The organism is Burkholderia sp. BCC1977 (assembly GCF_905339595.1).
Taxonomy (GTDB): domain Bacteria; phylum Pseudomonadota; class Gammaproteobacteria; order Burkholderiales; family Burkholderiaceae; genus Burkholderia.
Genome location: NZ_CAJPGQ010000024.1, coordinates 1 through 22,870, shown reverse-complemented (window position 1 = coordinate 22,870; position 22,870 = coordinate 1). Strand labels below are relative to the sequence as shown.

Genomic DNA, 22,870 nt, shown 5'->3' with positions numbered 1-22,870 from the left:
GACAACGGCGCGCGATGGACAGGTTTTGTTACATCGCGTGCCATCCGACTTACAAAACACCGAGCACTGAAACAGGCCGAGCGGATATTGTGAATTCAACGGCACGAATCGACGCGCCGCGATAACGACGAAGACGCTCATCATGGCCTCCCTGTTCACGCTCAAGCGAACCACCCGCTGCACGCTGCTCGCGTTCGCCGCGCTGGCGACCCTGCCCTCCGCATTCGCGCAAGCGACACAGGCCGCGGCGTATGCGGCGGCCGCCCGACAGCCGGGCGGCGATCCGCCGAGCCGCGTCGCCCGGCTCAACTACATGTCGGGTGCGGTGACGACGGAGCCCGCCGGCACCGATACGTGGTCCTACGCCGCCGTGAATCGGCCGCTGACGACCGGCGACCAGCTGTGGAACGATGCCGGCGCACGCTCGGAGCTGCACATCGGCTCGACCGCGGTGCGACTCGGCGAATCGACGAGCCTGTCGGTGCTGAACCTCGACGACACCGCGACGCAGCTGAAGGTCGGGCTCGGCACCGTATCGACGCACGTGCGCGATCTGCCGCGCGGCGGGTCGTACGAAATCGATACGCCCAATCTCGCGCTCGGCATCACGGGCCCCGGCGACTATCGCGTCGATGTCGCGCCGAACGGCGCGAGCACGACGGTCACCTTGCGCGACGGCAGCGCGACCGTCTATGGCAGCAACGGGCAGTATCCGCTGTCGCCCGGGCAGCAGGTCGTGTTCACCGGCACCGACCTGCAGGTCGCGCAGCAAGCGGCCGCACCGGCCCCCGATGCGCTCGACCAGTGGGCCGCCGGCCGCGATGCGGCCGAGCAGCGCTCGGTGTCGGCCCGCTATGTGTCGCGCGACGTGCCCGGCTATCAGGATCTCGACGTGAACGGCACGTGGCGCGAAACCCCGAATTACGGCGAGGTCTGGGTGCCGAACGACACGCCGGCCGACTGGGCGCCGTATCACGACGGTCACTGGATCTGGCAGGCGCCGTGGGGCTGGACGTGGGTCGACGATGCGCCGTGGGGCTTCGCACCGTATCACTACGGCCGCTGGGCCTATGTCGACGACAGCTGGGCGTGGGTGCCCGGCCCGATGGTCGTCAGCCAGCCGCCCGTCTACGCGCCGGCGCTCGTCGCGTTCGTGGGCGGCGGCGGCGGTCCCGACTGGAGCGTCGCGCTGACGGTCGGCGGCGTCGCCGCGGCCGGCTGCGCATGGTTCGCACTCGGCCCGGGCGAACCCTGGCATCCCGGCTGGGGCGGCTGGAGCCCGCATTACTACGATCGCGTGAACCGGAACATCGTGGTCAACAACGTGACGGTCAACAAGACCGTGAACGTGACGAACATCAACAACATCACGAACATCAACAAGACGTACGTGAACTTCCGCGCGCCGCACGCGATCACGGCCGTGCCGGCGTCCGCGTTCGTGCACGGCCAGCCGGTCGCGCACTTCGCGCAGCGCGTCGACCCACAGAAATGGCGCAACGCGCACGTGACGCCGGGCACGCCCGGCATCGCGCCGGTGCGCCAGAGCTTTACCGGCGGACTGCGCACGACCAGCTACCGTCCGCCGGCGGCGATCGGACAGCACGCGTTCGTCGCGACGCGCAATCCGGCGGTGCCGGCCGCGTATCGCGACCAGGCGGCCGCGCACCTCGCACGGCAGGGCCAGCACGTGCCGGGCGCGGGCGCGCCGGTCGTGAGGACAAACGTGCCGGCCGCCTATCAGGCGCGCCCGGTTCGCGTTCCGGGCGACCCGAAAGCCGGTGCATGGGCGATGCGCAACGTGCAGCTCGTGAATCCGCACGGTCCCGTCGTGCGACCGGCGCAGGTGCCACGCGAAGGCCAGCCGGCCCCGGTACAGGCACAGGCCGCGCGGCCGGGTGTGCCGGGTGTGCCGGGTGCGCCGATGCCGGTCGTGCCGAATGGCGTGCGGCCGATGAACGGCGAAGCCCCCAATGCGCAGCGCTTCGCCAACGGCGCCACGCCGCAGGCGCCGGGCAATCCGGTTCCGCATCAGGCAGCGGGCCCCGGAAATGGCGTCCCTCACCCGCCGACGGCGGCCAACGAGCCGACCGGGCGCGACAACACGCATGCAGCCGCGGCGCCCGCGCCCGCGTGGATGCAGCCGCACACGCCGATGGAGCGTCAGCGCCAGACGCCGCCGACGGCACTCCACGCAGCGGGACAGAACGCACTGCCGCCCGTGCGCGGCGCAGCGCCCGCCCCGCATCCGGAAGCCGCGCCCGGTACGCAGCCCGGCGGACGGCAGGAAACGCCGCGCGCGTTGCCGCAACCGCGACTCGACACGACCGCGCAGATTCCGCAGCCGCGTCCGCGCCCCGATTTCGCGGCGCCGGCCCAGCATGCGCAGCCGCGGCCCGAGCGGGCCGCTCCGGCGCCGCAACCGCGACCTGAATTCGCGCAACCGGCACCGCGCCGCGAAGTCGCGCCGCCGCGCGTGAACGAGTACCGCCCGCCTGCGCCCGCGCCCGCCGTGCATGAAATGCCGCGACCGCAGCCGCAGCCTCAGGCCCCGCGCATGGAGCCGCGGCCATCGATGCCCGCGCCGCACATGGAGCCGCGGCCGTCGATGCCCGCGCCGCGCATGGAACCGCGGCCGCAACCGGCACCGCACGTCGAGGCGCCGCACCCGAGCAATCCGCCGCCCGGCGGCCACGACGAGCGGCGCCACCAGTAACCGCGCCCGATGAAACGGAAAGGGCTGAGTCCTGTGCAGTACAGAACTCAGCCCTTCTTGGCCTGGCATTCTTGAACCGTCCAACTTCCGGGGTTCAGTTCAGGTCTGGCCTTCTTCATTCGACCTGGCGCTGGTCACGTCAACCGCGCCGCCATCGAACGCAGGAGCTCAGACCGCCATCGGCGCGGTCAGCGGCTCATGGTGCCGGTAGCCGACGAGCGAGAAATCGGACGGCTCGATCTGCTCGAGCCATTCGGGGGCATACACGCCCGTCTTCGCGTAGTCCGGCACGCGCTCGGCAATCTCGAGCCGCGGGCTGTCGTACGGCTCGCGCGTGAGCTGCTGCTGCAGCATGTCGAGCTGGTTCTCGTAGATGTGCGCGTCACCGATGAAATACGTGAACCAGCGCGGCGTGTAACCCGTCAACCGGCCGACGAGCGACAGCAGCGCGGCGCCTTCCGTCAGGTTGAACGGCGTGCCGAGCCCGACGTCGTTGCTGCGGATGTACAGGCACAGCGAAATCTCGCGCTTCGTGACGTTCGGCAGGAACTGGTACAGCAGGTGGCACGCGGGCAGCGCGATCTGGTCGAGTACGGCCGGGTTCCATGCGTGAAACAGGATGCGGCGGTCGGCCGGGTTCTCCATGATCGTGTCGAGACACTGGCGCAGCTGATCGATCGCCTTGTACAGCAGCACCTTCGGCACCCCGTCCTCGTCGAAGCGCGTGACGATCCGGAAGCCGCGGCGCGTCGCGTCGGCGATCTGCGCATCCGCACCGGCGTCCAGCACCTTGTAACCGGGCCACTGGCGCCATTGGACGCCGTACACGTCACCCAGGTCGTCGACGCCCTGCCGGTACGGGTTCGCGAGCCACTGCGCGTTGTCGTTCGCGTTCGCGTCCCACACCTTGCAGCCGAGCGCGCGGAAATCGGCCGCGCTGCGCGATGCGCGCAGGAAACCGACCAGTTCGCCGATCGCGGACTTGAACGCGAGCTTCTTGGTCGTGACGGCCGGGAAACCTTGCTGCAGGTCGAACCGCAGCATCGCACCGGGCATGCTGATGGTGCGGATGCCCGTGCGGTTCTCCTGCCAGGTGCCGGTGTCGAGGATGGTGCGAACGAGGTCGAGGTACTGTTTCATGCGGGTTCCTTCGGCCGCGAGGGCGGCCGTTACCCGCCAATTTTAGCAAGCGTGATGCTGAACCCCCGGCAACGGTGCCGAAAACCCTGTCAGCGGGTCGCCGCGATCGCGCATGCCATGCGCGCACATCAGCCTGTACAGCGTGACGCGCGACACGCCGAGTTCGCGCGCCGCATCGGCAAAACGGCCGCGGTGACGCAGCAGCGCCTGCTCGATCGCCTGCCGTTCGGCCGCTTCCCGCGCCTCGGTGAGCGAGACGGGTGCCAGTATCGCGAATTCGTTGAGTTCGAGATCGGCCGCGGTGATCATCCGGCCCTCGGACATCACGATCGCCCGGCGCACGCGATTGATCAGCTCGCGCACGTTGCCCGGCCACGAATAGCCGTACAGCGCGGCGATCGCATCCGGCGAGAAGCCGCGCAGGCGTCGATGCGCGTCGCCCTTGAAACGCTCGAGCATGTGGCGCGCCAGCAGCTCGATATCCTTGCCGCGCGCGCGCAGCGGCGGCTCCTCTATCTTCAGCACGCACAGCCGATGAAACAGGTCCTCGCGGAACCGCCCTTCGCGCAGCGCCGCTTCCATGTCCACGTGCGTCGCGCAGATCACGCGCACGTCGACCGGCACCGATACATGCGCGCCGAGCCGCTCGATCTTGCCTTCCTGCAGGAACCGCAGCAGGCTCGCCTGGCTCTCGAGCGGCAGGTCGCCGATCTCGTCGAGAAACAGCGTGCCGCCGTTCGCGGCCTCGACACGGCCGATCTTGCGCTGGTTCGCGCCCGTAAACGCGCCGCGCTCATAGCCGAACAGTTCGGCTTGCAGCAGCGTCGACGGAATCGCACCGCAATTGATCGCGACGAACGGCGCGTGCGCGCGCGCCGAGCGCTCGTGGATCGCGACGGCCGTGAGTTCCTTGCCGGTACCCGATTCGCCGGAGATGAACACCGGTGCATCGGTCGTCGCAACGCGCCGGATCGTCCTGAAGAGTCCAAGGATCGCGTCGCAGGTGCCGACCATCTCGCCTTCGGCGCGCCCGGCGCCGACGGGCGGCGCCACCGGGTCGGTCAGCGCGACCATGCCGTGCGCATGGCCGATGGTCTCGACGATGCGCGACGCCTCGTACGGCATCGTGACGTAGTCGAAGCAATAGTCACGAATGAGATGCCGCAGCGTGGCGTCCTGCAACTGGCCACGCCGGGTCGCCGCGATCCAGCCGATGTGCTGGATGCTCAGACACGCTTCGAGTTCGCGCAGATCCGCGGGCCGAAAACCCGGCGAGAAATCGAGCAGGCCGGCGGTTGCCGCGCCGTGCTGCACGACACGCCGCACGTCGCGTGCGCTTTCCGCAAGATCGACACGCCACCCGCATTCGTCGAAATGCCCGCGCAACGCGTCGTTCGGTTCGCGCGAGAAATAAATCACATGCCGCTGCTCGGCTCCCATATGCTCACCCCGTTCATCAACCGTCTAACGATTGCCACGCACGCCAAGTCGCGTGCAAAAGGATCGAACCGGGTCAGCCGAAGCGGCTCGATTCGCCATGCCGATGCGCGGCGACGACAAGCCTCGCATGATGGCGCTTATCTCGCGTCCAGTTATTTTTTGGTCAAGACAGCTTAGTTATAGGCGCCGAATACGACAAACCGATTTCAGCGCAAATGGGCGAGCGGTCGATTCGCTCAATGGTCGACGTTTATCAATCGTCTGCACATAGCACATGCGCAACGACGCGTACCTGCATCGACACACGCGCAAATTTTCATCCTTGAAGCGCATCGATTGAATCCGCAGTATTCCCGAGCCCCTTCGTTTCACGCCTGAAACATTTCCACTCGTTTTCAATCGCGATTCACGGCGCTCCCCCGCGAATCGCAGACGCGACAACGCTGTTCGCCCGATGGCATGTATTTCGCTGAATGCGTAACGGATCGGAGCAGGTGGCCATGCGAACACTTTTTCACTGTCTTGCGTGCAGATGGCGATTGCGTTGGCGTTCGCGTGCCCGTTCATACCGGCACGCTCGGAAGCAAGCGCGAGCCCCGAACGCAGCGATGCTGCTTGCCGATAACGTGCCGCGCATGCATCGGGACAACCGCATCGGCACCGTGCCCGTCGCCACGCCGCAACCGCGTTCGTCGGACAAGACATCGGTGACGCTGTGGGACGAACTCGTCCCATCGGCGCCGCTGCCGATACCGATTCCTGTGCCGCTTTCCGTCAAGATGCAGCCTGCGATGGCAGGAAACGCAGGGAACCGCATGCATCCAAAATCGGCACATGACGCCGCATGCCGCTGGATCGCTAAGGATTCCGATTGAATTGAACGACGCAGGTCGTTTCCCGCAGCGTCGATATCGCGACGCGAACCGTTTTTTGTGTCCGTCCCCCGGCGGGCACTCTTTTTATTCAGGACATGACGGCGCACCGGCCGCACAGCACCGCGCCGCCATCGCCACCGCCGACGCGGTGCGGCAGACCGGAAACCGCAAGTACGCGTGCGCATCCGCACCGAAGCAGTCGCGCGCCGCCATTCCGGTAGAATCGGCGCCATTCCGGTTCTCCTCTTCCCCGACCTTCATGACGACGTTGACCCTGATCGTCGCGCGCGCCCGCAACGGCATCATCGGCCGCGACAACCAGTTGCCCTGGAAACTTCCCGAGGACCTCGCGTTCTTCAAGCGCACGACGATGGGTGCGCCGATCGTGATGGGCCGCAAGACCCACGAGTCGATCGGCCGGCCGCTGCCGGGCCGCCGCAATATCGTCGTCACGCGCGACGCAGCGCGCCGCTTCGACGGCTGCGACACCGTCACGTCGCTCGCCGACGCGCTCGCGCTCGCCGCGCGCGACGGGGTGGCCGAAGCATTCCTGATCGGCGGCGCACAGCTCTATGCGGAAGGCCTCGAACTCGCCGACAAGCTGGTCGTCACCGAGATCGACGCGGATTTCGACGGCGATGCGTCGTTCCCGGCACCCGATCCCGCACACTGGCACGAGGTGTCACGCGACTCGCATCAGGCTGCCGCGCCGAACACGTTCGGCTATGCGTTCGTCGTCTACGCGCGCAAGCGGGGCTGACGCACGGCACACGACGGCACACCCCGGCACACGACAAAAAAAGCCCGACCGGCTCACACCGGTCGGGCTTGTTCGTTTCCTGGCGGCCGCGGCCGCGCCGCTTACTGCCCGGCGATCGTCATCTGCTCGATCAGCACCGAGCCCGTTTCCTTCGTACCGCGCACGATCGAATCCGCGCCGATCGCGACGATATGCCGGAACATCTCCTGCAGCGTGCTCGCGACGGTAATTTCCTCGACCGGATACTGGATCACGCCGTTCTCGACCCAGAAGCCGGCCGCGCCGCGCGAATAGTCGCCGGTCACGTAGTTCACGCCCTGCCCCATCAGCTCGGTCAGCAACAGGCCCGTGCCGAGCTTCTTCAGCATCGCGTCGAAATCGTCGCCCGGCTGCGTGTTCGTGCTGCGCAGCGCGAGGTTGTGCGAGCCGCCCGCGTTGCCGGTCGTCTGCGTGCCGAGCTTGCGCGCCGAATAGGTCGACAGGAAGTAGCCTTCGACGACACCGTCGTTGACGACGCTGCGCGCACGCGTGCGCACGCCTTCCTCATCGAACGGCGCGCTGCCCATCGCGCGCGGCACGTGCGGATCCTCGACAACCTGGACGTGCGGTGCGAACACCGGCTTGCCGAGGCTGTCGACGAGGAACGACGTCTTGCGGTACAACGCGCCGCCGCTGACGGCCTGCACGAACGCGCCGAGCAGGCCGGCCGCGAGCGGCGCCTCGAACAGCACGGGCACCTTGCGGGTGTCGAGACGGCGCGCGCCCATCCGCGCCAGCGCACGCTCGGCCGCATAGCGCCCGACGGCTTCGGGCGCCGCGAGATCGACCGCGCTGCGCTTCGACGAATACCAGTCGTCGCGCTGCATGTGGCGGCCGGTGCCCGCGATCGGCGCGCACGCGATGTAGTGGCGCGAGTACGGGTAGCCGGCGAGGAAACCGCGCGACGTCGCGAGCACGAACTGCGAATGCTGCGCAGACACGCTCGCGCCTTCCGAGTTACGGATCTGCGGACTGACCGCGAACGCGGCGTCTTCCGCGCGGCGGGCGAGCTCGACGGCCTCGTCGGCGGTCAGCGCCCACGGGTGATAGAGGTCGAGGTCGCGCGGGTCGGTTTCGAGCAGCTCGGCCTCGGCGAGGCCGGCCGCGTCGTCCTCGGCCGTGAAGCGCGCGATGTTGTACGCGGCGGCGACGGTATCCTTGATCGCGGCCGGCGAGAAGTCCGACGTGCTCGCGTTGCCGCGCTTCTTGCCGATGAACACCGTCACGCCGACCATCTTGTCGCGGTTGTGTTCGATCGTCTCGACCTCGCCGCGGCGCACCGACACCGACAGGCCGTCGCCTTCGGAGATTTCGGTCGCGGCGTCCGTCGCGCCGAGCGCCTTCGCATGGCGAAGGATGTCCGAGGCAATTTCTTTGAGCTGGTCCTGCGTGTGCGGGAAATAGCGCGCTTGTACGTCGAGATTGGCTGCCATCGTCTTGGTATCCGGTGGCGGGCGGGCGCCCGCATGTTCAAAATGTTGCGTATCCCGCGATCATAGCAAGGTCCGGGGCCACATACCGACAAGCTTGGGGTGTCCGGGCCGCGATACAATGCCGCCCATGACACGCAAAACCCGAATCCAGCCGATCGAGCATGCCGTCGACGAAGACGACAACGGCTACGATCGCCCCAGCAAATCCCAGTTGAAACGCGAGATGCACGCGCTGCAGGAGCTCGGCCAGGCCCTGGTCGACCTGCCGAAGGACGCGCTCAAGCGCATGCCGATGCCCGAGGACCTCGCGGACGCCGTGCGCGAGGCGCGCCGGATCACCGATCACGAAGGCAAGCGCCGCCAGCTCCAGTACGTCGGCCGCGTGATGCGCTCGCTGACCGACGAGGAAACGGCCGCGCTGCGCACCGCGCTCGACGCCCAGCGAGGCGTGAACAAGGCTGCAACGGCCCGCCTGCACTGGATCGAGCGCACGCGCGAACAGCTGCTCGCGAACGACGACGCACTGACCGAATTCCTCCGCCAGCACCCCGAAGCCGACATCCAGGAAGGCCGCACGCTGATCCGCAACGCACGCAAGGAAGCGCAGCAAGGCAAGCCGCCGCGCTATTTCCGCGAGCTGTTCCAATGGATCAAGACCGCGGGCGGCATGAGCGAGGCGGACGGAGACGAAGCGCCGGACGACGCCGGAGACGACCATGACGACGAAGCGTAACCACCCGGACGAGCTCGTGGTCGGCCTCGTGTCGATCAGCGACCGCGCCAGCACGGGCGTCTATGAGGACAAGGGCATTCCGGCGCTGCAGGAATGGCTCGCCGGTGCGCTGCGCTCGCCGTGGCGCGCCGAAACCCGGTTGATCCAGGACGACGCACCGACGATCTCCGCCACGCTGGCCGAGCTCGTCGACGTCGCCGGCTGCGATCTGGTACTGACGACGGGCGGTACCGGCCCCGCGCGCCGCGACGTGACGCCGGAGGCCACGCTGGCCGTGGCGACGAAGGAAATGCCGGGATTCGGCGAACAGATGCGGCAGATCAGCCTGAATTTCGTGCCGACCGCGATCCTGTCGCGGCAGGTCGCGGTGATCCGCGAGACGGTCGACCACGCGGCGCTGATCATCAACCTGCCCGGCCAGCCGAAGTCGATCCGGGAAACGCTCGAAGGGCTGCGCGACGCCGCCGGCAAGTCGACCGTTCCCGGCATCTTCGCGGCAGTGCCCTACTGCATCGACCTGATCGGCGGCCCGTACATCGAGACCGACGCCGCGGTGGTCGCGGCGTTCCGGCCGAAGAGCGCGCAGCGCTGAGCGTATCCCGAGCGCCGAGCGCGTGCCGGCCCGCTCAGGCGGCCGGCGCGGACTCGCCTGCCGGCGTCGACGCGGCCGGAATCAGGAAATGCTCGCGGTAGTACTTCAGCTCGTCGATCGACTCGTGGATGTCCGCGAGCGCCGTGTGCATCGCGCGCTTCTGGAAGCCCTTGTAGATCGCGGGCTGCCAGCGGCGGCACAGCTCCTTGAGCGTGCTGACGTCCAGGTTGCGGTAGTGGAAGAACCGCTCGAATTCCGGCATCCAGCGTGCCATGAAGCGGCGATCCTGGCAGATCGAGTTGCCGCACATCGGCGACTTGCCGGGCGACACGTACTGCGCGAGGAACGCCTGCAGCTGCGCGGCGGCGTCCGCCTCGGTCACGGTCGACGCGCGCACGCGGTCGATCAGGCCCGAGCGGCCGTGCGTCGACTTGTTCCAGTCGTCCATCTTCGCGAGCGTTTCGTCGCTCTGGTGGATCGCGAACACGGGGCCTTCCACCGCGATGTCGAGCGTGGAATTGGTCACGACGACCGCGATTTCGATGATGCGGTCGTTATCCGGGTCGAGGCCCGTCATCTCCATGTCGAGCCAGACGAGGTTCAACTCGTTGCGCACGAGCGCGGGCTGGCTGGCGGAAGCGGCGGTATCGGTCATGAGTCATCCTGGAAAATGGCGGACCGGGCCCGCCGATGCGGCGCCGCCCGGGCGGCCGGCATCGCGTGAGCGGGCCCGGTCCGCAAGAACATATAATTCTCGCATAGAACCCTTTGGCGCCTTCGATGTCACCCTTTTCGTTCACCCTGCTGTTCGCGATCGCCGTGCTCGCGATGGTCGTCACCAAGCTGTGGCTCGCGTCGCGGCAGATCCGTTTCGTCGCCGCGCACCGCAACGGCGTGCCCGCGCAGTTCAGCGCCACCATTCCGCTGTCCGCCCACCAGCGCGCGGCCGACTACACGGTCGACCGCACCCGGCTGGCGATGTTCGAGATCGTCGTCAGCGCGGCCGTGCTGGTCGGCCTTACGCTGCTTGGCGGCGTCGGCGCCCTCGACACGCTGCTGACGGGCTGGTTCGGTCGCGGCTACGGGCAGCAGGTCGCGCTCGTCGCCGCCGTGCTCGTGATCACGAGCGTGATCGACGTGCCGTTCGAGTATTACCGTCAGTTCGGGATCGAACAGCGGTTCGGCTTCAACCGGATGACCAAGCGCCTGTTCTTTACCGACATGCTGAAAAACACGCTGCTCGGCGCCGTGCTCGGCCTGCCGCTGCTGTTCGTCGTGCTGTGGCTGATGAACCAGGCCGGCAGCCTGTGGTGGCTGTGGACCTGGATCGTCTGGGTCGGGTTCCAGATGCTCGTGCTGCTGATCTATCCGACCTTCATCGCGCCGATCTTCAACAAGTTCGAACCGCTGAAGGACGAGGCGCTGCGCACGCGTATCGAGTCGCTGATGAAACGGTGCGGCTTCGCGGCGAAGGGCCTGTTCGTGATGGACGGCAGCCGCCGTTCCGCGCACGGCAACGCGTACTTCACGGGCTTCGGCGCATCGAAGCGGATCGTGTTCTTCGACACGCTGCTCGCGCGGCTGACCGGCCAGGAAATCGAGGCCGTGCTCGCGCACGAACTCGGCCACTTCAAGCGCCGCCACGTGATGAAACGGATGCTCGTGTCGTTCGTGCTGAGCCTCGTGCTGCTCGCACTGCTCGGCTGGCTCGCTCAGCGCACGTGGTTCTACACCGGGCTCGGCGTCACGCCGTCGCTCGACACGAGCAACGCGGGCGCCGCGCTCGTGCTGTTCTTCCTCGCGATCCCCGTATTCCTGTTCTTCGCGACGCCGTTCAGCAGCCTCACGTCGCGCAAGCATGAATTCGAGGCCGACGCGTTCGCGGCCAGCCAGACCGATGCGCAGGATCTCGTCAGCGCGCTCGTGAAGCTTTACGAGGACAACGCGTCGACGCTCACGCCGGACCCCGTCTACACGGCCTTCTACTACTCGCATCCGCCCGCGTCGCAGCGGATCGACCGCCTGATGCAGCACGCATGAGCCGGCCGACCTCCCGCAAGCCGGCCCCGCGCGCGTCGGGCGCGCCGCGTGTCGAAGGCCGCGTGATCGCGGCGCACGGCCGCCACTACATCGTCGCGCCCGACGACGGCGGCCCGATGCTGCAGTGCTTCCCGCGCGGCAAGAAAAGCGAGATCGCGGTCGGCGACCGCGTCGTGTACGAACAGGCGTCGGCCGACCAGGGCGTGATCGTCGAGATCGGCGAGCGGCGCAACCTGCTGTACCGTTCCGACCAGTTCAAGTCGAAGCTGTTCGCGGCCAACCTCGACCAGTTGCTGATCGTGCTCGCGACCGAGCCCTATTTCAGCGAGGACCTGCTCGGCCGCGCACTGATCGCGGCCGAAGCGAACGAACTGAAGCCGCTCGTCGTGCTGAACAAGATCGACGTCGAGGCGGCGCTGCCGGTCGCCCGCGAGCGCCTCGCGCCCTACCGCGCGCTCGGCTACGACGTGCTCGAACTGTCGGTGAAGGGCGCGCCCGACGATGCGCGCGAGCAGCTGATGCCGCATCTGGCCGGGCATTCGACGATCCTGCTCGGCCAGTCCGGGATGGGCAAATCGACGCTCGTGAACCTGCTCGTGCCCGATGCCGAGGCCGCGACCCGCGAAATCTCGGCCGCGCTCAACAGCGGCCGCCACACGACGACCTTCACGCGCCTCTACCCGCTCGAAGGCGGCGGCGCGCTGATCGATTCGCCGGGTTTCCAGGAGTTCGGCCTCTATCATCTGACGGAAGGCCGCCTCGAACGCGCGTTTCCGGAATTCCGCCCACTGCTCGCGGACTGCCGTTTCTATAATTGCCATCATCTGCAGGAGCCGGGCTGCGCGATTCTCGAAGCCATCGCCGACGGCCGCATTGCGCCGTCGCGGCACGCGCTTTACGCGCAGCTCGTACACGAGGCAAGCCAGATCGTCCGCTGACCGCACGGCGGGCAGAAGGCGGCCGGGCCCCGGCCCGGCCTTCACCGACAGGAGCCGCGATGCGTTTCAAGGCCCCCGATCTTGCCACCGCGCAGCATTGGGCGAACGTGCTGCAGGTGGCCGGCATCGGCTGCGAGCTGCACAACTGCTACGCGACCGGTGCGCTCGGCGGCCTGCCCGCCGACGCGTGCACCCCCGAGCTGTGGCTCGACGACGAGCGCGACGATGCGCTCGCGCGGCGGCTCCTCGACGCCGCGTCGCACGGCCCGTCGGCCGGTGCCGCGCCGTGGCGCTGCCGCCAGTGCGGCGAGGCGCTCGAAGCCCAGTTCACGGCCTGCTGGCAATGCGGCGCCGTGCGCGATCCGCTCGACGACTGAGCGGGTCGACCTGACGCACAGCAAAAAGGCCGGCATGACGCCGGCCTTCTCATTTCATCGCGCACTGCGCTGCCGCATCACGATACCCAGACGGCCAGCGTCAGCATCAACAGCAGGATCATCCACAGGATCACGGCGCGCCACACCAGGCCGACCGCCGACTGCAGCGTGCGCGGCGTGCAATCATCACCGACCGTCAACGGACCGCTGTCGCCGACCGCCAGCGCGTCGAGGCTCGACGGCTCCGCGAGCGGCCCCGCGAGGCGCGCGCCGAGCGCGCCGCTGCCGGCCGCGAGCAGCACGCCGTCGTTCGGGTCGGGCCACTGGCGCGTGTGATTGCGCCACGCGTAGATCGCATCCTCGAAGTTGCCGACGATCGCGAAGCCGAGCGCGGTCAGCCGCGACGGAATCCAGTCGATCACGAAGAACGCGCGCTGCGCGAACGTCGAGAACGCAGCCGTGCGATCGTCGCCCGGTGTCGACCAGCTGCGCGCGAGATATTCGGAGATGCGGTACAGCACGGCGCCGGCCGGACCGATCGGCAGCACGTACCAGAAGAACACGCCGAACACGTGGCGATGCGACGCAACGACCGCATGAATCAGCGTATGACGGACGATTTCGCCGACCGGCATGTCGACCGTATCGAGGCCCGTCCACTCGTGCAGGATTTCACGCGCGCGCGGTACGTCGTCGTTGTTGAGCGCGAGATGGATATCGGTGAAGTAGTGGCTGAACTGGCGGAAGCCGAGCGTGAAATACACGACGGCGACGTTCCAGATGAACGCGAGCACGAAGCTCACCTTGTACAGCAGGAAGTAGATCAGCGCGACGATCAGCACCCATGGCAGCACGACCGCGAGCCATGCGAGCACGCCATGCTTTTGCTTGCCGGCGTCGAGGCCATGCGCGACGGTTTCCGCATGAAACTGGAACAGCGCGAACACCGGATTGCTCGGCGACAACGCGCGGACCTGTTCAATGATGAGAGCGAGGAGAACCGAAAAGAAAGTCATGCGTGCGCCGTCTTCGGAGTTATGTCATTTTTTGCATAACGATAGCACAGCGTAAGCGGCGCATGGCTGACGATGCGGCCGCCCGGCGGCCGGCCGCGTGCGCCGGACGGCGCGGCAGGTCATCCGGCTGCCAAGAAGCGGTACAGATTGCGCAACATGCCGGCAGTTGCGCCCCAGATGAAGTAATGCCCGGCCGATTCGCCATTCGGATAGGGCATCGCAAAAAAACGACGCTCGCCGCCTTCCCAGCGAAACACGCGCACCTGGTGGTTCGCGGGACTCATCAGGAACGCGAGCGGCACCTCGAAAATCTCGGCGACTTCGAACGTGTCGGCCTGCACGGTGAACGGCGGATGCACGAGCGCCACGACGGGCGTCACGCAGAAGCCGGTCCCTGTCAGGTAGTCGGGCAGCGCACCGAGAATCTCCACCGGTTCGGCGGCCAGTCCGATTTCTTCCTTCGCCTCGCGCAACGCGGTCGCCGTCGCGTCGCGATCGAACGGCTCGCGCCGGCCGCCGGGGAAGCTGATCTGCCCGGCATGGTCGTTCAGGTGATCGGCGCGCTGGGTCAGCAGCACGGTGAGGCCGCTCTCGCGAACGACGAGCGGGATCAGAACGGCGGCGCTACGCGGATCGACGCCCTCCTGCAGCCGCACCTCGTCGGGCTCGACGCTCCATTCGAGCGTGCGCGCGAAACGCTCGCGCAACCCGGGCGGCGTCATCAGGCAGGAATCGATGAACGGCAGGCCGGCGCCGGTGCCTTCGACCGGCAGCACTTCGGGATCAATGATGGGGCGGCGATTCAATGGGGCTCTCGGGTTCGTGACGTATCGAGCATATTGTCGCGCCAGAATGAAAAAAGCACCCGGGTGGGTGCTTTTTCCTTACAGCTCTTACTCTTGGGAAGCTGCTGCGGCGCGATCCTTCGACACCAGCTTTTCCTTGATACGAGCCGACTTGCCCGAACGCTCGCGCAGGTAGTACAGCTTCGCACGACGCACATCACCGCGGCGCTTCACGACGATGCTCGCCAGCAGCGGCGAGTACGTCTGGAACGTACGCTCGACGCCTTCGCCCGACGAGATCTTGCGGACGATGAAGTTCGAGTTCAGGCCACGGTTGCGAATCGCGATCACGACGCCTTCGTAAGCCTGAACGCGCTTGCGGGTACCTTCAACCACGTTCACGTTCACGATCACCGTGTCGCCCGGGGCGAATTCGGGGATCGTCTTGCCGGCGAGCGCGCGCTCGATCTCTTCCTGCTCAAGTTTTGCGATCAGATTCATTACTGACTCCTTATGCCATCGTATCGGCGTTGGCACCCGCCTGCTTCCAGGCCTGGCCCCGATAGAGGATGGATTCACATCAGGCACCGCACACGCATGCACGGCACCGCCATTTCCCGCCCGCGACGCCGCCTCAGGAGGCGTTCTTCGCTTCGCGTGCGAGGTTCGCAAGCCACGCCTCGTCGGCACGACTCAACAACTTCTCGCGGCGCGCCCGGACGATCAGGTCCGGCCGCTTCTGCAACGTATTCTTCAATGCTTCCTGGCGCCGCCACTTCTCGATCTCGGCATGATGCCCGCCGAGCAGCACGTCCGGCACACGCATCCCCTCGTATTCCTCGGGGCGCGTGTAATGCGGACAATCGAGCAACCCGTCGGCGAAGCTGTCCTGCACGGCCGACTGCGCATCGTTCAGCACGCCGGGCAGCAGGCGCACGACGGCATCCATCATCGCCATCGCCGGCAGTTCGCCACCGGACAGAACGAAATCGCCGAGGCTGATTTCCTCGTCGACGCAACGGTCGAGCAGACGCTGATCGATCGCCTCGTAGCGGCCGCACAGCACGATGACACCGGGCTCCTGCGCCATCCGCACCGCACGCTCGTGCGTGAACGGCGCACCTTGCGGCGACATCATCACCACACGCGTGCTCGCGACGCCCTGCTCCGCCTGCGCCGCCTTCGCGGCACCGATCGCGGCCTCGAGCGGCCTGGCCAGCATCACCATGCCCGGACCGCCGCCGTACGGACGATCGTCGACCGTGCGGTAGTTGTCCGTCGTGAAATCACGCGGGTTCCAGGTGCGCAGCCCGAAGCGCTCCTGCTTCACGGCCCGGCTGGTGATTCCCCAGTCGGTCAGCGCGCGGAACATTTCGGGAAAGAGCGTGACGACGTCGAACTGCACCGCGCTCTCCGTAACCTGGTTCATTAGTAATCGGCTTCCCAGTCGACAACGATGCGACGTGCCGCCTGATCCACCGTTTTGACGTAGACGCCGACGAACGGAATCAGCCGTTCGTCGGTGGTCGGCTGACCATCCTTGCCGACTGCCGGATACTCGACGCGCAGGATCGAATGCACGCCGTTGTCGATCATCCCGCTCACGGTCCCGAGCGCCACCGATTGCTCGTTGACGACCTCGAGGCCGATCAGGTCGACCCAATAGAATTCGTCCGCGGCCAATGCCGGAAAATCTTCCCGGCGCACGAACACGCGAAAGCCGCGCAAAGCCAGTGCGGCATCGCGGTCGCTGACATCCGCGGTATGCGCGACGACTGTGTCGCCGTGCGTCTTCGACTGCAGGATGCGGGCGGACAACCGCTCCCCACCCCGTTCCAGCCACCAGCGGCGCGCGTTGAGCAGCGCATCGCCGCCGCGACCGGCGTCGGCATGCGTCGCCACCTTGACCCAGCCCTTCAGGCCGTAGGCGTCGACCACTGCCCCGACCTCGACAGCATCGTCGGGCCAGGCTTGCACCGCTTCGAGACTGCCCTGCTCGGCAGCCGTACCGGCGCTCGCGACAGTGTCGCGCTCGACCGGCTTGCGGACGAATGCGCCAAACGACGCTCGCCCGCGCTTTGCGTTACCGGAATCGTGACCGGACATCAATGCTCCTTGCAGCCGGCACGACCGGCACACCGCGCCATGTTAGGCAGCCGGTTGCGCCTTTTGCGCTTCCTTCACGAGACGCTGGACGGTCGGCGACAGTTGCGCGCCAACGCCTTGCCAGTACGTCAGGCGGTCCTGAGCGATACGCAGCGATTCGCCCTTCGTGGCAACCGGGTTGTAGAAGCCGACGCGCTCGATGAAGCGGCCGTCACGACGGTTGCGCGAATCGGTAGCGACGATGTTGTAGAACGGGCGCTTCTTCGAGCCGCCGCGAGCCAGACGGATGATAACCATATGAAATCCTTCGGGAAAACCGGGTTCGAAACTACTGAAACGTGCGATTATAGCCGGAAACCAAAGCCACAACAAACACTTACGCGCAAAAATTCCGCAGACGCCCTGTTCGCCGGGCATACAATCGTCGAGTCCACGACGCTCCCCGCCGCCATGCCGCTATTTCGCGTCACCCCGGCGCGCCGCGCGCAGCACCGCCTCGCGGGCTTGCTGACCGGCCTCGTTACCTGTCTCGCATCCGCCGCGGCTTGCGCCGCACCGCCGGTGGACGAACTTGTCGTGCCTCCGGGCTTCCACGTCGACGTGCTGACCGACACCGTGCCGACTGCCCGCGAAATGGCGTGGTCGCCGCGCGGGATCCTGTATGTCGGCTCGCGGGAAGGCCGCGTGCATGCATTCGTGATGCAGGAGGGCCGGATCACCGCCCGCCACGTGATCGCATCGGGGCTCGACATGCCGGTCGGCGTCGCGTATCGCAACGGCGCGCTCTATATCTCCGCCGTGTCGCGCATCCTGCGCCTCGACCACATCGACGACCGGCTCGCCGCGCCGCCCGCGCCGGCGGTCGTGACGGACGCGCTGCCGACCGATCATCACCACGGCTGGAAATTCATCGCGTTCGGCCCCGACGGCAAGCTCTACGTGCCGACCGGCGCACCGTGCAACGCGTGCCTCGCCGATCGCAGCCGATACGCGATCATCGCACGCATGAACGCCGACGGCAGCGGTCGCGAAGTCTTTGCCCGCGGCGTGCGCAATACCGTCGGCTTCGCGTGGCACCCCGATTCGGGCGAGCTGTGGTTCACCGACAACGGGCGCGACATGATGGGCGACGACGTGCCCGACGACAAGCTGAACCGCGCACCGCGCGCGGGCCTCGACTTCGGTTTTCCGTATTGCCATGGCGGCGACACGCCCGACCCCGAATTCGGGAGCCCCGACGTGTGCCGACGCTATGTACCGCCCGTGCTGAAACTCGGCGCGCACGTCGCCGCACTCGGCATGCGCTTCTATACGGGGCCGATGTTTCCGGCGTCGTATCGCAACAACATCTTCATAGCCGAGCACGGTTCGTGGAATCGCAGCACGAAGATCGGCTACCGCGTGATGCGCGCGATCGTGTCGGCCGACGGCAGTCATACGCGCCAGACGCCATTCATCACGGGCTGGCTCCGCGCGGACGGCACCGCCTGGGGACGCCCGGCCGACGTACTGCCGCTACCGGACGGCTCGCTGCTCGTCAGCGACGACTACGCGGGCGCCATCTATCGTGTCACCTATGCGGCACCTTGACGCAGGCGAGGGGTGACCGGGCCCGACCGGGCATCGTAGAATGCGTGCCGGGCCGAGCGCCCCGCGCCGGCCTGCCGGCCACCCATGCCAACGATAATCCACCGCCACCCATGTCCAGCAGCACCGCACCGTCCCGCCGCTTCCGCTCCAAGACGCTCACCGCAGCCCTCGCGTTCCTGTTCGGTTCGCTCGGCGCGCACCGCTTCTACCTGTACGGCTTTCGCGACGTGTACGGCTGGGCACACCTGCTCGCGACGATCGTCGGAATCCCGGGTTTCCTGCTGCTCGCCGCGACCCAGCGCAGTGCCGGCCTCGGCTGGTGGCTCGCCGTGCCGGGCGCGATCTCGTTGCTGGCCGCGTTCCTCGCCGCGCTCGTCTATGGCCTGCGCCCCGACGAGAAATGGGACGCGCAATTCAATGCCGACACGGGCAAGCACAGCCGGTCCGGCTGGACGGTGATCTTCGTGGTGATCTTCTCGCTGCTGATCGGCGCGTTCCTGCTGATGACCGCGCTCGCGCTGTCGTTCCAGACGTATTTCGAGTCGCAAGTCGAAGCGGCGAAGCAAATCTCGCAGTAAGCGCCGGCGCGCATCGGTCAGAACAGGCTCAACTGCATGTCGTCGCGCGATTTCGCGCCGGTTGCGCCCGCCACCGCGCGCTGCGCCGCTCCCCCGGCCGCCGCCGCACCGCGAAACTGCGACAGATCCAGAATGCCGTTCGTGCGCTCGTTCAACCCGAGCCGCTTGACGGCCTGACGGAAACGCTGCCGCAACAGGTCGGCCCAGATCCCCTCGCCCTTCATCCGTTTCGAGAAATCCGAGTCGTAATCCTTCCCGCCGCGCATGTCGCGCACGCGGTTCATCACGCGCTCCGCACGATCGGGGAAATGCGCGGAGAGCCAGCTCTTGAACAGCGGCGCGACTTCCCACGGCAACCGCAGGATGATGTAGCTCGCGTGCGTCGCGCCGGCTTCCGCACAGGCTTCCAGCACGCGCTCCATGTCCGGCTCGGTGACGAACGGGATCATCGGTGCAATGCTGACGCCCACCGGCACGCCCGCGTCGCGCAGTGCGCGGATCGTGCGCAGCCGGCGCGCCGGCGTCGCCGCACGCGGCTCGAGCGTGCGCGCGAGATCGGCGTCGAGCGTCGTGATCGTGACCGCGGCCATCACCTGCCCGCGCTCGGCCATCGGGGCCAGCAGGTCGAGATCGCGCTCGATCAGCGACGATTTCGTGATCGCGGCGAACGGCAGCCCGTGATCGTGCATCACCTGAATCACGCTGCGCGTGATGCGCAGATCGCGCTCGACCGGCTGGTATGCGTCGGTGTTGACACCGAGCGCGATCGGCTCCGGCACGTAGCGCTTGCGCGCAATCTCGCGCTCGAGCAGTTCGGCCGCGTTGACCTTCGCATAGATGCGGCTCTCGAAATCGAGCCCCGGCGACAGGCCGAGATAGCTGTGCGTCGGCCGCGCAAAGCAGTAGATGCAACCATGCTCGCAGCCGCGATACGGATTGAGCGACACGCTGAACGGAATATCCGGCGACTGGTTGTGCGTCAGGATGCTCTTCGCGCGCTCCTCGAACACCTGCGTGCGCAGCGGAGCAGGCAGATCGACGTCGTCCGACTCGTGTGTCCAGCCGTCGTCGACCGCTTCGCGCAGCGCCGTTTCGTACCGGCCCTGAAGGTTGTCGACCGCACCGCGCCCCTTGCGGGGCGCCGGCGGCGCTATCGGAAATTCGTTGTCGGACAGACCGTCCATGCGCTCACCCATTCGCCTGCACCCAATACTGTATATTTATACAGTATTGGGTGCAGCATGCCAAGGGCGAGAAAGAGGGACCGTCAGCGGGCCACGGTCGCGGTCATTCGCCGACCGAAATCGTCAGCGTCTCCTTGATCTCCTCCATCACGACATAGCTCTTCGACTGCACCGCGCCGGGCAGTTGCAGCAGGATGTCGCCGAGCAGCTTGCGATAGTCGGCCATTTCACCGATCCGCGCCTTGATCAGGTAGTCGAAGTCGCCGGACACGAGGTGGCATTCGAGCACCTCGTCGATCTTCATCACTTCGCGGCGGAACTGCTCGAACATGTTGCCGCCCTTGTGGCCGAGCGTGATCTCGACGAACACCAGCAACGCGGCACCGAGCTGGCCCGGATCGACGCGTGCGTGATAGCCGGTGATGACGCCGTCGCGCTCCATGCGCCGCACGCGTTCGATGCACGGCGTGACGGTCAGCCCGACCTGTTCCGCGAGGTCTTTCATCGCCATCCGGCCGTCGTCCTGGAGCAGTTTGAGGATGCGCCGGTCGAGCTTGTCGAGCGAGCGTACTGGCTGGCGTTGCGTTCTCATTTGTTTATTCTGAAAACCTGAAAAATACGATAACAAAACCTACACATTCGACAATACCATAGCGCAAAAAACTAGATCAGCTAGAGGTTACACGGAGACGCAGGTGCGCCCGGCCTCGACCTGATCCCTTCCATCTGGAGCAGCTATGCGAGTCGTCATTCTGGGCAGCGGTGTGGTGGGCGTGGCAAGCGCGTATTACCTCGCGCGCGCAGGTCATGAAGTCACGGTGATCGACCGGGAAGCCGGCCCGGCGCTCGAGACGAGCTTCGCGAACGCCGGCCAGATCTCGCCCGGCTATGCGGCGCCGTGGGCCGCACCCGGCGTGCCGCTGAAGGCCGTCAAGTGGATGTTCGAGAAGCACGCGCCGCTCGCGATCCGCCTCGACGGCACGCGCTTCCAGCTCCAGTGGATGTGGCAGATGCTGCGCAACTGCACGGCCGACCGCTATGCGGTCAACAAGGGCCGCATGGTCCGCCTCGCCGAATACAGCCGCGATTGCCTGCAGGCGCTGCGCGCCGACACGGGCATCCAGTACGAAGGCCGCACCGGCGGCACGCTGCAGCTGTTCCGCACGCAACAGCAACTCGACGGCGCGGCGAAGGACATCGCGGTGCTGCAGGAAGCGAACGTGCCGTTCGAACTGCTGTCGCCGGCCGAACTGCAGAATGCCGAACCGGCGCTCGCCGCCGTATCGCACAAGCTGACGGGCGGCCTGCGCCTGCCGGGCGACGAAACGGGCGACTGTCAGTTGTTCACGACGCGCCTCGCGGCGCTCGCGGAATCGCTCGGCGTGAAGTTCCGCTACAACACGCCGATCGATGCGCTCGCGATCGCGGGCGGCAAGATCGCCGGCGTGCAGTGCGGCAGCGAGACGGTGCGCGCGGATGCGTACGTCGTCGCGCTCGGCTCGTACTCGACCCGCTTCATCTCGAACCTGATGAAGATCCCGGTCTATCCGCTGAAGGGCTATTCGATCACCGCGCCGATCGTCAACGAGGCGGCCGCCCCGGTGTCGACGGTGCTCGACGAAACCTACAAGATCGCGATCACGCGTTTCGACCAGCGCATCCGCGTCGGCGGCATGGCGGAGATCGTCGGCTTCGACAAGAACCTGCGCGACGCGCGCCGCGAGACGCTCGAAATGTGCATGAACGACCTGTTCCCGGGCGGCGGCGACACGTCGAAGGCAACCTTCTGGACGGGCCTGCGCCCGATGACGCCGGATGGCACGCCGATCGTCGGCCGTACGCCGGTCTCGAACCTGTTCCTGAACACCGGCCACGGCACGCTCGGCTGGACGATGTCGTGCGGGTCGGGCCAGCTGCTCGCCGACCTGATCTCGGGCAAGAAGCCGGCGATCCAGGCCGACGACCTGTCGGTGCATCGCTACCTGAAGGACGTGGCCGGCCAGACACGCCCGGCGTACGCATAAGCCAGGACGGCCCACGGCGACGCAGGCCGGTCGGCATAGACGAAAAAGGCGCCGTGAGGCGCCTTTTTCGTTACAGCGAATGCGATGTCGGCGAGGAACAGGGCTTGCGCCAACGCGCGCACGCTCGTCGCCCTTCGCGCCGACGATCGACGCTTCGGGCCCACCTGCCCGCACGAAAACCTGTTCCGTGCGGCATTGTGCGATCGCGGCCCCCTGCATCGAAGAACGTCCCCGCCCTCTTCTGCCATCGCATAAAAAAGGGGCGCTCATCGCGCCCCTCGTCTTGCGTACTTGCCGCCGAAGCGTCAAGTCACGCCGCGTCAGCCCAGCTCGTTCACGAGTTCCGGCACGAGCGCGAACAGATCGCCGACGAGGCCGTAGTCGGCCACGCTGAAGATCGGTGCTTCGGGATCCTTGTTGATCGCGACGATCACCTTCGAATCCTTCATGCCGGCCAGATGCTGGATCGCACCCGAGATGCCGACCGCGATGTACAGCTGCGGT

The 22,870-nt window shown here is 66.9% G+C and carries 25 protein-coding genes; 12 read left to right on the top strand and 13 right to left on the bottom strand.

The annotated features are described in order from the left end of the window. Positions 1 to 142: 142 nt before the first annotated feature. The gene (locus U5771_RS20225) at positions 143 to 2,716 is read left to right on the top strand and encodes a DUF6600 domain-containing protein (protein WP_322025623.1); all 2,574 of its coding nucleotides are present in this window, start codon (positions 143 to 145) and stop codon (positions 2,714 to 2,716) included. Between the two features lie 168 nt (positions 2,717 to 2,884). On the opposite strand, the gene U5771_RS20220 is transcribed toward U5771_RS20225, so the two are convergent. Beyond that, positions 2,885 to 3,856, bottom strand: coding sequence for a thymidylate synthase (locus U5771_RS20220; RefSeq protein WP_322025622.1), 972 nt, complete (start codon positions 3,854 to 3,856; stop codon positions 2,885 to 2,887). Positions 3,857 to 3,898: 42 nt separating this feature from the next. After that, the gene (locus tag U5771_RS20215) at positions 3,899 to 5,296 is read right to left on the bottom strand and encodes a sigma-54 dependent transcriptional regulator (RefSeq protein ID WP_322025621.1); all 1,398 of its coding nucleotides are present in this window, start codon (positions 5,294 to 5,296) and stop codon (positions 3,899 to 3,901) included. On the opposite strand from U5771_RS20215, the gene U5771_RS20210 reads away from it, so the two are divergent. The 3 genes from U5771_RS20210 (at position 5,276) to U5771_RS20200 (ending at position 6,931) form a co-directional block, all read left to right on the top strand. After that, the gene (locus U5771_RS20210) at positions 5,276 to 5,473 is read left to right on the top strand and encodes a hypothetical protein (RefSeq protein WP_322025698.1); all 198 of its coding nucleotides are present in this window, start codon (positions 5,276 to 5,278) and stop codon (positions 5,471 to 5,473) included. The genes U5771_RS20215 and U5771_RS20210 overlap by 21 nt on opposite strands. A gap of 431 nt (positions 5,474 to 5,904) precedes the next feature. Then, entirely contained in the window at positions 5,905 to 6,171 is a 267-nt protein-coding gene (locus U5771_RS20205; protein ID WP_322025620.1) for a hypothetical protein, read from the top strand. Between the two features lie 259 nt (positions 6,172 to 6,430). Then, positions 6,431 to 6,931, top strand: a complete 501-nt coding sequence (locus tag U5771_RS20200; RefSeq protein WP_322025619.1) for a dihydrofolate reductase — start codon at positions 6,431 to 6,433, stop codon at positions 6,929 to 6,931. A gap of 101 nt (positions 6,932 to 7,032) precedes the next feature. Here the strand turns inward: U5771_RS20200 and pmbA are convergent, their stop codons facing one another. After that, positions 7,033 to 8,403 carry a metalloprotease PmbA gene (gene pmbA / locus U5771_RS20195; RefSeq protein WP_322025618.1) on the bottom strand — a complete coding sequence of 457 codons (1,371 nt, stop codon included), beginning with the start codon at positions 8,401 to 8,403 and terminating at the stop codon, positions 7,033 to 7,035. A gap of 127 nt (positions 8,404 to 8,530) precedes the next feature. On the opposite strand from pmbA, the gene yjgA reads away from it, so the two are divergent. Both yjgA and mog read left to right on the top strand, forming a co-directional pair. Then, positions 8,531 to 9,136, top strand: coding sequence for a ribosome biogenesis factor YjgA (gene yjgA, locus U5771_RS20190; RefSeq protein ID WP_322025617.1), 606 nt, complete (start codon positions 8,531 to 8,533; stop codon positions 9,134 to 9,136). Further along, positions 9,120 to 9,728: a molybdopterin adenylyltransferase gene (gene mog / locus U5771_RS20185; protein WP_322025616.1), complete on the top strand. Its 609-nt coding sequence runs from the start codon at positions 9,120 to 9,122 to the stop codon at positions 9,726 to 9,728. Before yjgA ends, mog begins: the two co-directional genes overlap by 17 nt. Before the next feature lie 34 nt (positions 9,729 to 9,762). On the opposite strand, the gene orn is transcribed toward mog, so the two are convergent. After that, positions 9,763 to 10,383: an oligoribonuclease gene (orn, locus tag U5771_RS20180; RefSeq protein WP_322025615.1), complete on the bottom strand. Its 621-nt coding sequence runs from the start codon at positions 10,381 to 10,383 to the stop codon at positions 9,763 to 9,765. A 125-nt stretch (positions 10,384 to 10,508) separates the two neighbouring features. Between orn and U5771_RS20175 the strand changes: the two genes are divergently transcribed. Genes U5771_RS20175 through U5771_RS20165 form a run of 3 tightly spaced genes read left to right on the top strand, consistent with a single transcriptional unit; the run spans position 10,509 to position 13,083 of the window. Further along, positions 10,509 to 11,768, top strand: coding sequence for a M48 family metallopeptidase (locus U5771_RS20175; RefSeq protein WP_322025614.1), 1,260 nt, complete (start codon positions 10,509 to 10,511; stop codon positions 11,766 to 11,768). Beyond that, a complete protein-coding gene (gene rsgA / locus U5771_RS20170) occupies positions 11,765 to 12,706 on the top strand; it encodes a ribosome small subunit-dependent GTPase A (RefSeq protein WP_322025613.1) in 942 nt (313 codons plus the stop codon). Before U5771_RS20175 ends, rsgA begins: the two co-directional genes overlap by 4 nt. Before the next feature lie 59 nt (positions 12,707 to 12,765). Then, on the top strand, positions 12,766 to 13,083 hold the full coding sequence (locus U5771_RS20165; protein ID WP_011351362.1) for a putative signal transducing protein: 318 nt from the start codon (positions 12,766 to 12,768) through the stop codon (positions 13,081 to 13,083). A 77-nt stretch (positions 13,084 to 13,160) separates the two neighbouring features. On the opposite strand, the gene U5771_RS20160 is transcribed toward U5771_RS20165, so the two are convergent. From U5771_RS20160 to rpsP, 6 genes are all read right to left on the bottom strand, one after another. After that, the gene (locus U5771_RS20160) at positions 13,161 to 14,099 is read right to left on the bottom strand and encodes a CobD/CbiB family protein (RefSeq protein ID WP_044844813.1); all 939 of its coding nucleotides are present in this window, start codon (positions 14,097 to 14,099) and stop codon (positions 13,161 to 13,163) included. A gap of 119 nt (positions 14,100 to 14,218) precedes the next feature. Beyond that, positions 14,219 to 14,905: a CoA pyrophosphatase gene (locus U5771_RS20155; RefSeq protein ID WP_322025612.1), complete on the bottom strand. Its 687-nt coding sequence runs from the start codon at positions 14,903 to 14,905 to the stop codon at positions 14,219 to 14,221. A gap of 87 nt (positions 14,906 to 14,992) precedes the next feature. Beyond that, entirely contained in the window at positions 14,993 to 15,385 is a 393-nt protein-coding gene (gene rplS / locus U5771_RS20150; protein WP_085039768.1) for a 50S ribosomal protein L19, read from the bottom strand. A gap of 133 nt (positions 15,386 to 15,518) precedes the next feature. Continuing rightward, entirely contained in the window at positions 15,519 to 16,313 is a 795-nt protein-coding gene (trmD, locus tag U5771_RS20145; protein ID WP_322025611.1) for a tRNA (guanosine(37)-N1)-methyltransferase TrmD, read from the bottom strand. Then, positions 16,313 to 16,990: a ribosome maturation factor RimM gene (rimM, locus tag U5771_RS20140; RefSeq protein ID WP_322025610.1), complete on the bottom strand. Its 678-nt coding sequence runs from the start codon at positions 16,988 to 16,990 to the stop codon at positions 16,313 to 16,315. Before rimM ends, trmD begins: the two co-directional genes overlap by 1 nt. Positions 16,991 to 17,032: 42 nt before the next feature. Beyond that, positions 17,033 to 17,287, bottom strand: a complete 255-nt coding sequence (gene rpsP / locus U5771_RS20135; protein WP_006476550.1) for a 30S ribosomal protein S16 — start codon at positions 17,285 to 17,287, stop codon at positions 17,033 to 17,035. A 153-nt stretch (positions 17,288 to 17,440) separates the two neighbouring features. Between rpsP and U5771_RS20130 the strand changes: the two genes are divergently transcribed. Then, positions 17,441 to 18,580, top strand: coding sequence for a PQQ-dependent sugar dehydrogenase (locus U5771_RS20130; protein ID WP_322025609.1), 1,140 nt, complete (start codon positions 17,441 to 17,443; stop codon positions 18,578 to 18,580). Positions 18,581 to 18,690: 110 nt separating this feature from the next. After that, complete coding sequence (locus U5771_RS20125) at positions 18,691 to 19,158, top strand: TM2 domain-containing protein (protein WP_269504249.1); 468 nt, start codon at positions 18,691 to 18,693, stop codon at positions 19,156 to 19,158. Positions 19,159 to 19,175: 17 nt separating this feature from the next. On the opposite strand, the gene U5771_RS20120 is transcribed toward U5771_RS20125, so the two are convergent. Then, positions 19,176 to 20,354: a PA0069 family radical SAM protein gene (locus U5771_RS20120; protein WP_322025608.1), complete on the bottom strand. Its 1,179-nt coding sequence runs from the start codon at positions 20,352 to 20,354 to the stop codon at positions 19,176 to 19,178. A gap of 91 nt (positions 20,355 to 20,445) precedes the next feature. Further along, complete coding sequence (locus U5771_RS20115; protein ID WP_006762687.1) at positions 20,446 to 20,934, bottom strand: Lrp/AsnC ligand binding domain-containing protein; 489 nt, start codon at positions 20,932 to 20,934, stop codon at positions 20,446 to 20,448. A gap of 145 nt (positions 20,935 to 21,079) precedes the next feature. On the opposite strand from U5771_RS20115, the gene U5771_RS20110 reads away from it, so the two are divergent. After that, complete coding sequence (locus U5771_RS20110; RefSeq protein ID WP_322025607.1) at positions 21,080 to 22,366, top strand: D-amino acid dehydrogenase; 1,287 nt, start codon at positions 21,080 to 21,082, stop codon at positions 22,364 to 22,366. 320 nt (positions 22,367 to 22,686) lie between these two features. Here U5771_RS20110 and U5771_RS20105 read toward each other — a convergent pair. Beyond that, positions 22,687 to 22,870 (bottom strand): electron transfer flavoprotein subunit alpha/FixB family protein (locus U5771_RS20105; RefSeq protein WP_321968445.1); only part of this gene is annotated, 184 nt, incomplete at its 5' end.

Coding starts and splice junctions, on each gene's coding strand:
- U5771_RS20225 (WP_322025623.1), top strand. CDS start 143: ATGGCCTCCCTGTTCACGCTCAAGCGAACCACCCGCTGCACGCTGCTC.
- U5771_RS20220 (WP_322025622.1), bottom strand. CDS start 3,856: ATGAAACAGTACCTCGACCTCGTTCGCACCATCCTCGACACCGGCACC.
- U5771_RS20210 (WP_322025698.1), top strand. CDS start 5,276: ATGCCGCTGCTCGGCTCCCATATGCTCACCCCGTTCATCAACCGTCTA.
- U5771_RS20215 (WP_322025621.1), bottom strand. CDS start 5,296: ATGGGAGCCGAGCAGCGGCATGTGATTTATTTCTCGCGCGAACCGAAC.
- U5771_RS20205 (WP_322025620.1), top strand. CDS start 5,905: ATGCTGCTTGCCGATAACGTGCCGCGCATGCATCGGGACAACCGCATC.
- U5771_RS20200 (WP_322025619.1), top strand. CDS start 6,431: ATGACGACGTTGACCCTGATCGTCGCGCGCGCCCGCAACGGCATCATC.
- pmbA (WP_322025618.1), bottom strand. CDS start 8,403: ATGGCAGCCAATCTCGACGTACAAGCGCGCTATTTCCCGCACACGCAG.
- yjgA (WP_322025617.1), top strand. CDS start 8,531: ATGACACGCAAAACCCGAATCCAGCCGATCGAGCATGCCGTCGACGAA.
- mog (WP_322025616.1), top strand. CDS start 9,120: ATGACGACGAAGCGTAACCACCCGGACGAGCTCGTGGTCGGCCTCGTG.
- orn (WP_322025615.1), bottom strand. CDS start 10,383: ATGACCGATACCGCCGCTTCCGCCAGCCAGCCCGCGCTCGTGCGCAAC.
- U5771_RS20175 (WP_322025614.1), top strand. CDS start 10,509: ATGTCACCCTTTTCGTTCACCCTGCTGTTCGCGATCGCCGTGCTCGCG.
- rsgA (WP_322025613.1), top strand. CDS start 11,765: ATGAGCCGGCCGACCTCCCGCAAGCCGGCCCCGCGCGCGTCGGGCGCG.
- U5771_RS20165 (WP_011351362.1), top strand. CDS start 12,766: ATGCGTTTCAAGGCCCCCGATCTTGCCACCGCGCAGCATTGGGCGAAC.
- U5771_RS20160 (WP_044844813.1), bottom strand. CDS start 14,099: ATGACTTTCTTTTCGGTTCTCCTCGCTCTCATCATTGAACAGGTCCGC.
- rplS (WP_085039768.1), bottom strand. CDS start 15,385: ATGAATCTGATCGCAAAACTTGAGCAGGAAGAGATCGAGCGCGCGCTC.
- trmD (WP_322025611.1), bottom strand. CDS start 16,313: ATGAACCAGGTTACGGAGAGCGCGGTGCAGTTCGACGTCGTCACGCTC.
- rimM (WP_322025610.1), bottom strand. CDS start 16,990: ATGTCCGGTCACGATTCCGGTAACGCAAAGCGCGGGCGAGCGTCGTTT.
- rpsP (WP_006476550.1), bottom strand. CDS start 17,287: ATGGTTATCATCCGTCTGGCTCGCGGCGGCTCGAAGAAGCGCCCGTTC.
- U5771_RS20130 (WP_322025609.1), top strand. CDS start 17,441: ATGCCGCTATTTCGCGTCACCCCGGCGCGCCGCGCGCAGCACCGCCTC.
- U5771_RS20125 (WP_269504249.1), top strand. CDS start 18,691: ATGTCCAGCAGCACCGCACCGTCCCGCCGCTTCCGCTCCAAGACGCTC.
- U5771_RS20120 (WP_322025608.1), bottom strand. CDS start 20,354: ATGGGTGAGCGCATGGACGGTCTGTCCGACAACGAATTTCCGATAGCG.
- U5771_RS20115 (WP_006762687.1), bottom strand. CDS start 20,934: ATGAGAACGCAACGCCAGCCAGTACGCTCGCTCGACAAGCTCGACCGG.
- U5771_RS20110 (WP_322025607.1), top strand. CDS start 21,080: ATGCGAGTCGTCATTCTGGGCAGCGGTGTGGTGGGCGTGGCAAGCGCG.